The 14,728-nt window shown below is 34.7% G+C and carries 10 protein-coding genes and 1 pseudogene; 10 read left to right on the forward strand and 1 reads right to left on the reverse strand.

Features of this window, described 5'->3' with window-relative positions:
• The first annotated feature begins 66 nt into the window (after nucleotides 1-66).
• Nucleotides 67-558, forward strand: a complete 492-nt coding sequence (locus tag B3D47_RS07335) for a hypothetical protein (protein ID WP_286860981.1) — start codon at nucleotides 67-69, stop codon at nucleotides 556-558.
• A 161-nt stretch (nucleotides 559-719) separates the two neighbouring features.
• Here the strand turns inward: B3D47_RS07335 and B3D47_RS07340 are convergent, their stop codons facing one another.
• The gene (locus tag B3D47_RS07340; RefSeq protein WP_286860983.1) at nucleotides 720-1,424 is read right to left on the reverse strand and encodes an A1S_2505 family phage non-structural protein; all 705 of its coding nucleotides are present in this window, start codon (nucleotides 1,422-1,424) and stop codon (nucleotides 720-722) included.
• 281 nt (nucleotides 1,425-1,705) lie between these two features.
• On the opposite strand from B3D47_RS07340, the gene B3D47_RS07345 reads away from it, so the two are divergent.
• From B3D47_RS07345 to B3D47_RS07385, 9 genes and pseudogenes are all read left to right on the forward strand, one after another.
• Nucleotides 1,706-2,305, forward strand: a complete 600-nt coding sequence (locus B3D47_RS07345) for a hypothetical protein (protein WP_286860986.1) — start codon at nucleotides 1,706-1,708, stop codon at nucleotides 2,303-2,305.
• Nucleotides 2,306-2,398: 93 nt separating this feature from the next.
• A pseudogene (locus B3D47_RS07350) lies at nucleotides 2,399-2,809 on the forward strand (guanosine-3',5'-bis(diphosphate) 3'-pyrophosphohydrolase); the annotation flags it as partial.
• Nucleotides 2,810-3,180: 371 nt separating this feature from the next.
• Nucleotides 3,181-3,582 (forward strand): hypothetical protein, encoded by a 402-nt coding sequence (locus B3D47_RS07355; protein ID WP_286860988.1) that lies wholly within the window; start codon nucleotides 3,181-3,183, stop codon nucleotides 3,580-3,582.
• Between the two features lie 707 nt (nucleotides 3,583-4,289).
• Nucleotides 4,290-6,590, forward strand: coding sequence for an McrB family protein (locus B3D47_RS07360; protein ID WP_376747611.1), 2,301 nt, complete (start codon nucleotides 4,290-4,292; stop codon nucleotides 6,588-6,590).
• A 6-nt stretch (nucleotides 6,591-6,596) separates the two neighbouring features.
• Nucleotides 6,597-7,880 (forward strand): McrC family protein, encoded by a 1,284-nt coding sequence (locus B3D47_RS07365; protein ID WP_286860994.1) that lies wholly within the window; start codon nucleotides 6,597-6,599, stop codon nucleotides 7,878-7,880.
• Between the two features lie 275 nt (nucleotides 7,881-8,155).
• Nucleotides 8,156-10,222, forward strand: a complete 2,067-nt coding sequence (gene zorA, locus B3D47_RS07370; RefSeq protein WP_286861000.1) for an anti-phage ZorAB system protein ZorA — start codon at nucleotides 8,156-8,158, stop codon at nucleotides 10,220-10,222.
• Between the two features lie 18 nt (nucleotides 10,223-10,240).
• Nucleotides 10,241-10,972 (forward strand): type I Zorya anti-phage system protein ZorB1, encoded by a 732-nt coding sequence (zorB1, locus tag B3D47_RS07375; protein WP_286861004.1) that lies wholly within the window; start codon nucleotides 10,241-10,243, stop codon nucleotides 10,970-10,972.
• Between the two features lie 5 nt (nucleotides 10,973-10,977).
• Nucleotides 10,978-12,351, forward strand: coding sequence for an EH signature domain-containing protein (locus tag B3D47_RS07380; protein WP_286861009.1), 1,374 nt, complete (start codon nucleotides 10,978-10,980; stop codon nucleotides 12,349-12,351).
• Nucleotides 12,352-12,371: 20 nt separating this feature from the next.
• Nucleotides 12,372-14,728, forward strand: a 2,357-nt coding sequence (locus B3D47_RS07385) for a DEAD/DEAH box helicase (protein ID WP_286861013.1), incomplete at its 3' end; no start/stop codon positions are given.

Here is a 14,728-nt window from a genome sequence, read left to right on the forward strand (position 1 = left end):
TGAAACGTGCTCATGAGTGAGCACGTTTTTTTGTCGTATATTGGATTAAAATAAGGGGAAAATATAATGCAACCACTAAAAAAAACATATAAACCAGCATATTTGGATTATGTATATAAAGAATTGCTTATCTTTAAAGATTTAGAAGAACTACCACCTGCTTTTCATGCAGTAATAAAAGCGAATCTTGCATTTAAGACAAAACTTGAAAACTTTAAGCAATTTATTGATTGTTTAAGTGGAGATCGTTGTTTTTCTCTATGGATAAGGGAAACAAAACATTTACTTCAAAAGTCCGGAGATTGTTTGCGAGATTTTGCACATAATGGCATCACAGAACAACAATTTGTTGAAGAACATATTGCTTTGGCAGATCGAATGCTAGAGTTGGCCAATGCTCGGGTTTATGAAGGACATTGGGAATATGGTGGATCAAGAGCAGCAGACCGGCAATTTCATGATCTGACGGAGTTATGTCGTCGCATTTGGACAAAAGAAAGTAAGGCATGGATAACATTGGCAAAGGTATGGCAAAATTGTGACCCGATGGCGATATGATTTAGCTAGCGATTAAAACAATTAGCTATTCCATTATCCTGATGAACTGCCCTTGCTTAATTATGTGTAATTAATTTACCCATTTGATTAGCTTATAGATCACCGTTCACAAATAACGATGATCTATAAAAAGAAAATAAGGCTTAAAAAAATCCTGGTGATCACATCAGTTCAGAAAATAATAAAGCTTCTTCCTTTCTAAAATTTTCAATCGCTTGATCGAGTTGATTAAACTGCTGTTCATTGAGTGTGAGATATTGAATATTTTGATTGGTATTAATTCTTTCCCAAACATTTGGCTGCATGTTTAAGCGCTGATGGTGATCTAGCTTCAAACGTACAGTTGTTCCAGTGTTTAAAGGCAACTCAATATGTGTATCATCCGCTTTCCACACGTGTTCAATATCTTCTACAGAAAATACCGTTAAATCTTCTAAGAATGGAACAAAGCTGCGTGGAAAATAAATATTGGTCGGTGAGTTTTTAAATAAAGGGCCAATTTGATTTACGCTGAAATTGGCAAACCCACAGCCAATCTCAGTGAGATAGAACTCAAGATGAGGATTGCTTTTGGCATATTGCTTAAAGTTATTGATATAGTTTTGAATAAGATTTAAATCCAATACTTCCCCATTTTTAGCAATGGTTGGAATGCCATAAGACTGGCCTTGTCTTCCTTCACCTTGACCTAGTTTTGCACCAAAATGATGTAGAGCCGTTTGTGCATATCCGGAGTAATGCTTACCTAACTCATGACAGCCAAATACTAAGATTTGATCTTCGGAAAAGTTATAGTCTTTAATTTCTTGAAAATACTGATAAATCATAAAATGCCTACTTGAAAAACGTTTCGTTGAAGAATGCATATCTATGTATGAGTCAAATCCAATCGAGATCTGAAAAGTACATAAATATCTAACTAATAAGTGAAGTAAAGTTTTAAAAGATTTGTTTAATTTTCTATTAAATGCTAACACAGAATAATTTCAACTGAAGGGCAGTCGGTTCAATAAACAATAGTTAGACGACAATTAATGTCGCAAAGATGCTCGATAGGTTTGCTAATTCAATATCTAAACCGTAGAGTAAGTTATGAAATTAATCCTTATAAACCAAATAACTATAATTCGCTTATCGTGAGGAAAATATGGGTGTACATCAAACTGAAAAAACAGTTCAAGATTTAGATCTTATCAATCAACTGATATTGGACGATACCTCTAATGAAAAAGCAGGAATCTATATACTTCCAGTCTTCACTCATAAAGTCGAAATTGCAGCTGCTTTATTTGGCTTAAAATGTACGATTGAACAGCTGAGTCTGCATTATTCAAATGCTAATGAAAAAGAAAATGGGCAATTGTTTTTTTGGGTGAAACAACCCAGGGAGTGTGAGGATTCAGTCTTTAATCAAAATATTCTAAAAATTTGTCACTACTTTCAAATCACATCGAAATGTCTAGTCAGCATTCAAGATGATGACGCCAATATTAGACTTTACGTCAACGAAGAACCTTCACAAACAACCGTTAAAGTGAAAGATGCCGCAGAATGGTTAATGACTTTATTCTGGGAGAAATTTCAAAATGAATCTCTAGAAACATTTATTATCACTCCTGCAAATGAATATGTAGCCGTAGCTGGACCACAAACCAACATGGGCAGAATGGTAAGGAAATTGAAAGCTGATCAGCTTGTAAAAGAATTAGATTTAACCCAAATAGGTTTGCCTAATGAGACGACATGAGTTGACGTTATAGCTATGATTGAACTTTATTTATTTGCTGTAATTGATTAATATAATTGAATAAAATTTGATTAAATATAGAGGAAATATCATATCGCTACTTTAGAAAAAGCAATTTCCTTCGCAACTGAACGGCATTTGGGTCAAATAGATAAAGCAGGGCAACCCTACATCCATCACCCCTTGCGTGTCATGCAAAATACACAACATCCTGATGCCAAAATTGTAGCTGTTTTGCATGATATTTTGGAAGATACAGCAACATCGGTAACTGATTTAAGATCACTAGGGTTTAATAAAAAAATTATTCATGCAGTTTTAGCCGTCACAAAACAAGATGGTGAAAGTCGTTTTCAGGCAGTGCAAAGAACAGTAAAAAATCCGATTGCTTGCGAAGTTAAACTCGCTGATTTGAGCGACAATATGGACTTATCGCGGCTTCTCAAAATATCTTCCAAAGATTTGATTCGCTATAAACAATATCAAAAGGTTCAGAAAATACTAAAAGAGGCTTATGCAATTCATCAGCATATAAATACTTTAGATCTGGATTCTGAATATCCAGAGTTTGAATACGGCTGTATGCAGTTTAATTTTCAATATTTACTGAATGCTCTATTTGATAAATTACATCCGATGGGTGGAAACCAAATTGGTAGTCCTCAGGAGTGGTGGATTTTATTCGAAGATGCTAGTGAATATTTTGCCTATTGTAAGCGTAAAAAATTAATACCTTATCCAAAACATTTTATTCAATTATTTAATACGACTGATCGTGATTTTTTCGGCAGCTCATTTCAAACATTGGAAGATCAAGATCTCTTGATGGAGATCTACAATAATGTTCTTGGTTATCATTTTACGAAGGACCTCGCATGATTTTGAAAGAAGACTTAATGATTGATGGATTACATTACATACTCAAATTTGATCATTACAGTTTTTCCTTCTCTTTAAACAGACCACCACGTGCCAGAGTCCAGATCAATTACCGTAAACATCCCGAATTAGCCTTATTTAGAGATGACCCCATATATGAAGATCTCAACTTGAAGTTACCGGCCTTAAAAGTTTTTCATGAGATTAGTCAGAGAGTTGAAGAACTTATTTATAAGCATGGGATTCATTATTGGTCCTTTAGTGCGACCTCAACTAAAAAAGCCAATGTCTACGAAAAACTTTTAAAGCGATGGATGGCGCGTAACACCATGGCCTTTAAATATGATCGTGTGGGTAATGATTTTTATGTATATGTAGAAAACAATTTTAATGATTAATACCGCTCAAATAGCGGATAATTTAATGCAGATATCCATTTGTCAGTTTGTGTAGAGGCTGATGATTTAAAGTTGAAATATGGAAAAGTTGTACGTGTATTTGTGTCGTATATACAAAAAATTGAGGGGAGTTAAGTGTTAAACACGGTACTAAATATAGATTTGGGAAGAAATTTTAAAAGTAGAATTAATTGAATTGGTTGAAAGAGTTAAAGTAGGGAATGTTAATGAAAGGTTAATATTTTCATTGATATAAAAGTGATTTAGTAAATTAAATTTTTATAAAATAGGTATTAATAGTGGATTTGCAAGAACTGAAGGCTAAATTTGAAGTTGATCGTATTCAAATTTTTTTAGAAAAATTAGAAGATGCTGAAATAGAGTGGTTTTGGCAAGCACTCAACGATATACGGGCTATATTTCCTAATATAGACATCTATCATGCGGGAAGTGGTAAATATGGCTATCTTGGTTTTGGTATTAAGCCTATTTTAACAGGTAGGGTAAAAGAATTTCTATTAGTGAGCCATTTAGGAAATAATGAGAATGGTGAATTCTTTTTTAAATTGGGAGTCATTCAAGCTCTGGCAGATTTTATCTATGAAAATGATCCAAATTTCTGTTTGGAATTTTCTTCTAAGAATACTGCTGATTATAAATTCACGGACTGGTTATGTGAGTTGCAGAAATACGCATTTGAATTTGGCATGAGTTTGAATGGACAAGGCTTGTTGCCTGTCGATTATAAAAATCAGAGTTTGACAGCAGTCCAAGCTGTAGAATATCTAAAAGAAAGGTATCCTAATACATATTCAGGAACAGTTCATATAGCGGCATTTAAAACACCTCTAGGAAGAGAATTAGCTTTAGATCCAAAAGCTAAAACGCCAGTTATTTTCTGCGATGCTCAACCTCCAGAAGAAATTAAACTAGCGGTTAAAAAAGAATACTCAGAAACTGATACACGTCACCATCATCTATCAACACATGCCAAAACATTACAGGTTGGAAAAAAAGCATTTTCTGTAATTATTAGTAATCTAGATGAGTTAGAAAAATTGTGTGATTGGTATGAACAAAGTGCTGATCAGACCACGGTGCTTGAACGAAAAGCCAAAGCATTTTTAGAACTATGGCCTGTTGAACGCCTTAAGAATTTAACTATTGAAGAATATCATCAAGCTAAAAACAGAGATTGCTTTATCGCTCAAATTGACAGTTTTGATCCAACCCAAGGTGATCCCACCTTTGCTTGCTATTTTGATATCTGGGAGCCAGTCAGCTTAGGCGACAATGATAAATATCATAATCAAAGACCGTATTCATGGAATAAACGGCTTGGAGATAATCCTGAACAGGCATTTCATAAAATCAAACAGGAAATACTCGATATCATAGATGCTGTCCAGCGCCGTGATTTAAATGCAATTGATCAGATTCAGTTCACTAAAGGACTGAAATGGATGATTGCATTCTTATATCAAGACTTTAGTAATCCTTGTGTGATTCCCATAGTAGGGGAAACAAACATAAAAAGGATTGGCTATGAATCCTATGTAAAAATGCCATTACCAGAGTTTTTGCTTATTTTATTGGAAGATCAGGGGGATCAAGAGTTTTTCCCATACGTTGAAAAGCTTTTTGCCATGATTAGAAAAGGTTACCTGGATAACAAACAAAAGAAACAGCAAATCGAAGAATTAGTGGATGATGTCATGACTCAACAACCTTTAAACCGTATTTTATTTGGTGCAGCAGGTACAGGTAAAACCTTTCACAGTATTAACCATGCCTTATCCATCATTGAAAATAAGACTCTTGAAGTTTTAGAGCAAGAAGATCGCACGGCATTAAAAGTGCGTTTTGATCAGTACAAAGAACAAGGTCAAATTAAGTTTGTCACTTTCCATCAAAGTTTTAGCTATGAAGATTTTGTAGAAGGGATTCGTGCTGAAACGGATGATACAGGAAAGCTAACATATGATGTTCAAGCGGGCGTATTTAAAGAAATTTGTAAGAGAGCAGTTTTTAAACAAGCATCGGAAGTTGATATAGATAGAACAATAGATGAGTTTGTTAAAGAAATCTCACAAAATGAAAAGGTTTTGGAAACCAAAACAGGTGTGGAGTTCACAGTGTTTAACAGCTCAGGGAAAGGAGGAATCTCTGTTAGAACTACAACACAAAATGAAATTGTGCTTTCAAAAAAAGCAATTAAAAATTACTTAATAGACCCTAGCGAAAATATACGTAGTAATCAGGCCTATGCTTGGGCTGTCGCTCGCTACATTAAATCAAAATTAGATGAAAAAAATTCAGATATTACTGATGCTAAATTAAAAAACTTTGTATTAATTATTGATGAAATCAACCGTGGCAACATTTCCCGTATCTTTGGTGAGCTCATTACTTTGATTGAAGATTCAAAACGTCAAGGTGCTGAAGAAGAGTTATCTGTGACATTACCATATTCGAAAAAAGAATTCTCTGTACCAAACAATGTCTACATCATTGGCACAATGAATTCATCAGACCGTTCATTGACTGGTCTGGATGTTGCTTTGCGCCGTCGTTTTATTTTTATCGAAATGCCACCAAAGCCAGAACTATTAAATGATGTAGAGGTAGAAGGTCTAAATATTGGTGAACTATTAAAGGTAATTAATCAGCGTATTGAAGTGTTGTTAGACCGTGATCATTGTATTGGTCATGCCAACTTTATGAGTTTAAAGAAACTGCCAACACTTGAGCATTTAGCTAGGATTTTTAAACAAAAAATTATCCCTCAACTCCAAGAATACTTCTTCGATGATTGGGCAAAGATTAGTTTGGTGTTCTTTAATAATGGGATGTTGATTGAAGATGATACATTAAAAATAAATAGCTTATTCCCGTCAAATTTTGAACAAGAACTTGGTTATTCAGATGAAAAGAAAATCTGGAAAATCGATAATAAAGCGTTTGAAAGCATAGATGCTTTTGTTTCCATACTTGGTTCACAGGGCTAAGTTCTTATGGCTGATTTTCCCATCCGAGAATATGCCTTCATCAGCGTTGCTTATGAAGGTTGTCCTACCTCAAGCTTAGACCATGCCTATATTCCTGAAAAAGCATTTGAGCATCTCTGTGAGCTCTCAGCTTCTTTCTCCAAGCACGGCGCAAAAGTATTTGAACTTGCTGGGCGTAAAAAGCTAAAGCTGGATCAATATGTGGGTGTGATTGAAACGCCATGTGGGACACGCATAGAAATATTACCGAAGCATGTAGAGTTTAATGGCGTAGATGATAAAAAAGTGATCCAAGACGAGCGGGAACTTCTTCAAAAAATGCTGAGTGTATCTTTGCACTTACCCTATAGAGAGGCAGGGAATGCAAATCTAAACCGCTTTAAACAGCCTTTGCATGAATGGATCATGACGCAGTTTCTCGCATCATTTGAGCGTTTAGTGCAACGTGGACTACGTTTTGACTATAACCGTGTACAAGAAGAGCAAAAGTTTTTACGTGGGCAATTACAGCATGTGAAATACATGCGTCAGCCACCTACAAAGAAGCATATTTTCCCGATTGAACATGATGTCTACGAGGTCAATCGACCTGAGAACCGTCTGATTCGCACAGCATTAGAAATCGTCTGTAAAAAGACCAAAGATGCGAGCAATTGGAAGCTTGCTCAAGAGCTACGTTTGATGACAAGTGAAATACCACGAAGTCAAAAGATTAAACAGGATTTTAGGCAATGGCAATCTGGGCGATTACTTGCGCCATATACTGAGATCAAACCTTGGACGGAACTGATCTTAGGTGAGTACATGCCTGTATCTACACAAGGTGAATGGCGGGGTATGAGTTTGCTTTTCCCGATGGAAAAGCTGTTCGAACACTTTGTAACTTATCATTTGCGCCGAAATTTACCTGAATATCAGATTGAAACACAGCATGCGACAGAGCATATTTGTGAGCACCGTCAGAGTAAGATATTTAAGCTAAAACCTGATATTTTCATTGATCGTTCTCAATCTAATGCAAAAAATATTGTGTTGGATACCAAGTGGAAACTGATAGATCAAAATGATCGTGGTGGACGTTATGGCTTAAAGGATAGTGATATTCAGCAGATGTTCGCTTATAGCCACTACTATCTGAAACATAAAAGTGAAGTGATTTTGGTGTATCCGTATCGAGCAAGAAAGTTTGATCAGCCATTAGATCATTTTAGTTTTAGAGATACAAATGGTGCAAAGCTTAGGGTAGTGCCTTTTAATTTGGATGAGCCAGAAAATTTTAAAATTTTGTAGTTACTTTGCTTGGGATTAGGTGCAATATTTTGTGCTGAACTCAACATATATACCCATTAAGTATAATTTTGATTACTTAACAGGTAATGATTTAAAATTTATTTTAAAGTGTGACGTGAATAGCTGATAATTTTTCAAGAAAATTTTAAATATCTTCTTTGATTATGAAAAACAAGGCATTTATTGTTTGATTTTAGATAGATTTATATTTTGTGATATATTGCACATAATTATTTAATAAAAATCAACTTTAGAATAGTTGAAGGGGTGTAGTTGTGAGTTTTTTAGCTATTGCAGCATTTTTGCAAAGTTATTTTATTATTCCGGTACTTATGGGAATATTTGTTGCAGTGATTAGCTATAAATTTTACATAAAATATATTAAGCCAGCAAAACAGCTTGATACTCAATTATCTGATGCGATTAAAGCTTTAAAACAAGTTAAACAAGAATCAAATCGGAGTAAAAATGTTTTAGATCATGTATTTGATAACAGTATTCCACTAAAACATGCTTGGCTGAATTATAAACATTCTTTTCATGATCACTATGAAGTCATTGATGGTACAGATGTCTTGAGTTCATCTCGTGCCACTGTATCTAGCGATGTTTTTTTCTCGCAATCAGTTATCGTCGATACACCGTTAAGAGTTGAATTTTATAAGCATCTACCTGGTATTATTACTGGTGTTGGTATTATTGCTACATTTGCAGGTTTACTATTCGGATTATTAGCTTTTGATCCGGCTGGGGATCCTGAAAAAGTTCAAGATAGTCTTGGATTGCTGTTAGGCGGTGTGAGTGAAGCCTTTATGGCGTCTGCATTGGCTATTGCTACAGCAATGTTAATTACATGGCGTGAGAAGTCATGGTTAAGACAGTGTTATGCACAATTAGAAATGTTAACAACAGAGATTGATGACTTCTTTGAACCTGATGATACAGGTGAGGAATACTTAGCTAGATTACTAAAATCATCACAGGCAAATGAAACAAACGCAAGACAATTAAAAGATAGTTTAGTCAATGATCTAAAGACAATGATGACTAACTTAGTTGATGAAAATAAAAAGAATCAAATTGCTTTTGCATCACAGCTTACCGATAGCTATGCCAAGACAAGCAAAGATATGGCTGATCAAATAGGGCAGTCTATCTCTGATACTTTACAGGTTCCTCTAGAGAAAATTGCATCAAGTGTACAGCAGGTTAGTGGTGATCAAAGCTCTGTTGTCCAAGAGTTAATGACAGATGTGCTTACTGCATTTATGACCAAATTAGAATCAACGTTTGGTACTCAAATGAATGGTATGAGTGAGATGATGACTCAATCAGTTTCTGCAATGAAAGAAATGCAATTAGGATTCACCCAATTAATTACTGATATGAAGGTCAATAGTGAAACTTCGACAAAGAGCTTAGAAATCCAAATGTCTAAAATGATTGAAGATATCCATCAAAAGCAAAATGCGATGTCCGATCAAATGAACTCTATGGTGGAGCACTTGTCAAAAGGTGCAGAAAAAATTGGAGAGCAGGGACAATATGCGATTGAACAATTAAATGGAAAGGTTTCTGAGCTGATTGAGCATATGAGTGGAACAATGTCAGGCATGATGGCTGATATTGCTCAACAGCGTATAGAGCAAGATCGTAAAATTGCAGATAATCAGCATAAATTACATGAACAATCTTCAACCCTAATTGATAGCCTTGGGGGAGAAATCAAAGAGTTAATTGTTCAAAGTCAAAATGCAGTTGAAGCTTATAAAAACAATATTCAAAAGCTCAGTCAGGTGACAACAGATAGTATTACCGGAATGAACGACGGCGCAGAAAAAATGCGTCTAGCCTCAGAACAATTTAATATGGCGGGTACATCGCTGATTAACGTCACTGATAAAACATCACAATTGATTTCAGAAGTAACTACTACATCTACTCATTTGACTAGTGCAAGCAGTAATCTTATTTCGTTGTTGAGTGATTATAAAAACTCTCAGGATAGCGTTAATAAGGCGATCAGCACGCTTGAGGGACTGATTAAGCAAGCGCAATCTGAAACCGGTATGAGTACTAAAATACTTGAGGATATGGGGCAAATGACCACAGCATTGAATCAAGTGAAGAAAGAGATGCAGGATTATCTTGAGCAAGTGAGTGATGTGCTAGTAAAAAGTTTTGATAGTTTCGGAGCTTCAGTTGAAACAAGCCTAAATCATTCATTGGGGATATATGATAATACGCTTGACCAAGCAGTTAAACGTCTCTCAAGTGGTGTAGAAGGCTTAGGTAGCTTTGTTGAAGATCTTGAAGAAATCGTTAGACAAAAGAAAAACTAAGTCTGGAGTACATGACTAATGTTGGGTAATCGGTACTCTAAAAAGCCACGTCCTAAAGATGAAGGTGAAAAGCCGTTCTGGATTTCTTTTGCAGATTTAATGACTGCGTTAATGACTTTATTTCTTGTTGTTATGGCAGTATCACTGATGATCGTAACAAAAAAGATTAATGAGGCGACTCAGGCTGAAGATCAAAGAAGTGCAGAAATTTTAAATATTTGTCAAAGCATCAAGCATAGTGCGAAGTTAAAAGATGCAGGTATTGAAGTCGATTGTAAAAACAATCGTATAAACTTTGGTGAAGCTGGGCGATTTTCACACAATGATTATCGATTGAATGAGGTAGGTCGAAACCGACTAAATAGCATTGTCCCGATTATTCTTGAAGAGGCAAATAATCCGCAAGGCGAAAAATGGTTTAAGCAAATAGTGATTGAAGGTTTTACAGATACAGATGGCTCATATTTGTATAACTTAAATTTAAGTTTGCGCCGTTCCGAATGGGTCATGTGTAGTTTACTTGATCCCAAATTTAGTTCTGGTCTTTCTTTAACTGAACAGCAAAAAAACCAGGTTAAGCAGCTATTCTTGGCTGGAGGAGTATCTTTTAACTCGGCTAAAGATAGTAAAGAAGCATCCCGCCGTGTTGAATTAAGAATGCAGTTTTATGGCCTTAAAGAAAAAGACAGTGCTGATCCTCAACCTCATTTTGTTTCATCACCCATTGAAACATGCCAATTGACGAGGTGATATCAATGACCATAGCGAATTTGAAACGTCGTTTGGAAGAGAAAGTAGGTGGTAATTCAATTTTAGATGTTACTAATACTAAATTCGTAAAGCCTCAACGACTGCTCAAAACACTTTCTGTACTTGAACAGAGGTTTGATGATTTAGAGAATAGCCTTCCTTTAGATGAAAAAATTTTTAGGTCAATTTCTAAATTAGAAAGCTCTGGTTTTGAACACCTCACACGAAGAGATTGGAAAAATTTAGCTTGGGCATTAAGCAAAATGCTGCCAGGCACACAAGAAAAACTTATTTTTAGTGATATTGGTAAAAGGATTGTTCAGCACTTTCAACAATCAGAGATAGATCTTATTGGGCTTGTTTACTTCCCGTTGTTGTATAGCTATTTTGCTTTAGAAAATGAGGATGTAAAAGACAAGCCCACCAATTGGCTTCAATTAAGGGATATACTAAATACAAATAGGGCTAGTGTTTATAGAGACTTAAAACGTCCTAAAAAATGGATGAATACTCTTGTTGATTATTCTGAAATTTTATCTAATTCCCCAACAAAAACATTTGTAAAAAGTTTTTTAGAAGATAACGATGCAAGTAGTGTTACAAACGAATTAGAAAGCTTAAAGATGACATCTAATAGTTGGTTTTGGGATGATTTAATTAAGTCTTCTATTCACTCTATCAAAACCATGAATGAAGATGAATATTTCAAAGTCATTCCTCGTTTCTTAAAATTAGCTGAGCAAAAAGTCTTATACACTACTGATATTCTTGTTGCTTTGTTAGAAAGATATAGTAGAACTACTGAACGGGAAAAAGTGTATGAAGCATTAAAAAATTTAGCCTTGAACCATTGGGGGAATCCACAATATGAGTCTTCTGCAGGTTGGAATAATGTCAATGCTGATACAAAAAGAATGGTCATTCAATGGTTCGTAAGAGCTGATCTAGAAGCATTTTTTAAAGTCTTTAGCTATGGTGCCGAAACACGCAGATTTAATTATTGGATGCGTTTTATTAAACAAGTTTCTCTCTCTGAAATATTTTTGAATGAGGATGCAATTTTTCGTGCAACTAGACAACAAGAAGAGTTTAAAAGGAAAAACCAAGGAAGATTCAAGCGAATTACTGGTAAGAGTTCAGCAGCCAATGCATTTATGATAAAGATTGGTGGTTATTATATAGTTGAGTTCTCTGAACTAAATAACGCTACTTATTTTTATAGAAATCTACCTTACAAACCTTCTAAATCTAATCTACAAGTCGTCAGTATTACAGATTTGAAATCTACAGCAAGGGCTGATTTTTATTTATCACATAATGGGGCTTGGGAGAAATCCTTCGACAATAGATTAAAAAGTCTGGGGATTTGTCCAGACTAATTTATGAAAGGTATATTTGAATGAAATTAGCATTTTGGAAAAGAAAGAAAAGCACTGACGCAGAGCAGGTAGAACCTGTTCAATCGAATTCCAAATCTTTAACGTATGATGAAATAGGTATCATTTATTCATATACACCAAATGCTAAAACAGATGCCGATTTCTATTGGGAAAGCTTAGAAGAGGAAGAGCTTGCATACAGAATAGATGACCATTTTGTATTACCTTGGGAAGAGCTTTTTCAACTTCAGCAAGACTCAGAACATGAAAATGTAATTCATTTACTAAACCTTCCAACCCCGTCTTCTTTTCGGCCAATAATTAGAAGTGAAGGAGGGTTAAGTGACCCAGATTTCAGAATTATTTTAGATGGTTGGTTGAATGAAAATAATATTAAAGTTAAAAGCCTTATTCATCGAGTTGGAGCGCTCTTAACAATTAATGGTGCTGAATATTTGTTAAATGAACCAACTTTTCAACTTGTCGAAAAAATAAAAGAATTTTCACGTACAGAAAACAAAGATACGAAACAGAATCAAAAATATTGGGCGAACATTAGAAAACTAGCCAATAAATCTAATGCAAATTTAGATGATTTTTTACGAAAGACAGTAGTTTTAGCACCTGAGAAATTACAGTTAAATCTTCGAAAAAATTTGATTAGCCAGGAGTCTGTTGTAGAAGTTCAGCCTGAATTTGATGAGGCTCCATCAAATTGGCTGAAAACTTTTGATCAATATAATAATGTTCAAGATCAATACAATATTAGCTTAGCTGATGGTGGAATTGCACATGTAGTGATTGAGCCTCAAGTGAAGCAAGTTTTGAATGAAATTAAAAAAATGCCAAACAGACGTATTTCTGGTGAGCGTGCACAAGCATTTTTACACAATCCATTTGCTCAACTAGGTGATGATGCGATTGAAGTTATTTCACCTGAGAGTTTTGAGGAGTCAAAACAGCAAGCAGAAATTTATACTTATACTTTAGAAATAGAAAAAAATTATGATGAGTTAAATCATTATGTTTCTGCGAAATTAGAGCTACACGAGAATTCTGAAAGAGAACAAAATCCAATTTTTTTAGAACTATATAATGCGGATCAGACTTCTTATTTTATTCAAGTTTATGAGAAAATATCCCCTATTTTTATATGGGCAGGATATGAAATTGAACGAAGTAGCTATTTAGATAATAAAATTGAAGAATTAAAAAATGATCTAAACGAAATTCAAAAATATCAAGATGAATTACAGGCTCAAAAAGTATTGGATTTATCGAATTATAGCGGTCGTGTTATTGGTATTGGTGAAGCAGAAAAGCTGAACTCTGAATTTATAAAAAGAGACAGTGGTGAGTCCGAATGGTTGCCACAACATTTAATGGACTTAGAGCTGCAACTACAAGATGAAAATTTTGATGAAACCATTGAATTACTTGAACATCGGATTAAGCAAGCAGAGCAAAACAGTCAAGATGAAGTAGAAATTCCATATACAGATAAAGAAGTGTCATTAGATGATGCTAAAAAATTACTAGACCGTTTATATGCTTCTAAGAAAGAAGAGCCAAAAGAGATATTGGAAGAATCTAAAGCTAATTCACAGAAAAAGAAAAAAGATACATTATTAATTGCTAATAATATTGATGAAGCTGAATTTACAAAACAGCGAGTAAATCGCTTACTTTTTGATGAGAATAATCCTCCTGTAGCGAGATTACCTACTAGTTTTAGAAGCCAAGAATTTAGTTTAAAACCGCATCAAGAATATGGAATTGCATGGTTGCAGAATTTACATCAATATGCGCCTGAGCAGGTTAGTGGTTGTCTTTTAGCTGATGATATGGGCTTAGGTAAAACACTTCAGCTCTTATGCTTCATTGGTGAGTATCTTGAAAATGCTAAGGATAAGAAACCAGTATTAGTTGTAGCCCCTGTTTCTCTATTAGAAAATTGGGAAGCAGAAGCAAATCGATTTTTTAGTAGTAAATTTCCCAAAATATTAAGTTTATATGGTGATAACTTAAAAGACAGGAAAATTCCTAAGCATTTGGTCTCAGCACAGTTAAGAGAGAATCATGGTATTACCAATCTATTAGAAGATGATTGGCGTGGTGATGCTGGTATTGTTTTAACAACATACGAGACGATGCGTGATCTTGAATTTTCTCTAGCTCGAGAAGACTGGAGTATAATGATTTGCGATGAGGCACAGAAAATTAAAGTTCCTACAGCAATGGTTACAAAGGCTGCGAAGGCTCAAAAAGCAGATTTTAAAATTGCATGTACAGGTACTCCAGTTGAAAACTCTTTAACCGATCTTTGGTGTCTATTTGATTTTATTCAAGAAAACCTGGCGAATTCAAACATGAGGTG

The sequence above is a fragment of the Acinetobacter sp. UBA3461 genome (assembly GCF_002381195.1).
Lineage (GTDB): Bacteria > Pseudomonadota > Gammaproteobacteria > Pseudomonadales > Moraxellaceae > Acinetobacter > Acinetobacter schindleri.